Annotated in this window: 1 protein-coding gene and 1 pseudogene; one reads left to right on the top strand and one right to left on the bottom strand. The window is 47.3% G+C overall.

Annotated features, from left to right (window positions below; genetic code table 11):
- On the top strand, positions 1-315 hold a 315-nt coding region (locus R8N49_RS27935), incomplete at its 5' end, for a universal stress protein (RefSeq protein WP_318190546.1).
- Positions 316-378: 63 nt separating this feature from the next.
- Here the strand turns inward: R8N49_RS27935 and R8N49_RS27930 are convergent.
- A pseudogene (locus tag R8N49_RS27930) lies at positions 379-647 on the bottom strand (thiamine ABC transporter ATP-binding protein); the annotation flags it as partial.

Raw genomic sequence — 647 nt, 5'->3', positions numbered from 1 at the left:
CCAGGTATTCACATGTCGATGGTCGCCACTTACTTCCCAAAAGACGCAGCGGCGAAAATGAAGCAAGATGTGAAGCAGCAGCTAAAAGCATTTGCCAGCGAGCACATTGATGATGAAGTGATTTACAAAGTGCACGTTGCCGAAGGCAAAGCTTACGCAACAATTCTTGATTACGCCGAACGTTTGGGCGCAGACCTTATTATCATGCCAAGTCACAAGCGTTCGAAAATTAACAAAGTGATGCTTGGTTCTGTTGCAAGTAAAGTTGTGGAGTATTCTCCAATCAACGTAATGGTAGTGAAGCCGCAAGGTTAAGCTTACGGCCACTCAAGAAAAAAAGGTTGATGCTCGCATCAACCTTTTTTGTATCTCTCATCATTATCCAGCAGCACGAACGAAGGCCTGTAGGGTCTTGCTGGGATGCTCGGCAGTCAGGGCATCAATCTCACCCACCGCTTCTACTTTTCCGTTAGCAACAAAGACAAAGTGACTCGCAATCGCTTTGGCATCACTAAGATGATGCGTAACCATCAACACGGTAATTCCGCGCTCCGCAGCCAGTTTTTTTACCAAGCTCAGCATCTCTTCACGCAACACCGGATCAAGCGCCGAGAAAGGCTCATCCAACAGCCACATGGAATGAGGCT

It is taken from the genome of Vibrio sp. 1978, assembly GCF_033344345.1.
This window is presented reverse-complemented; position numbering and strand designations above follow the sequence as displayed.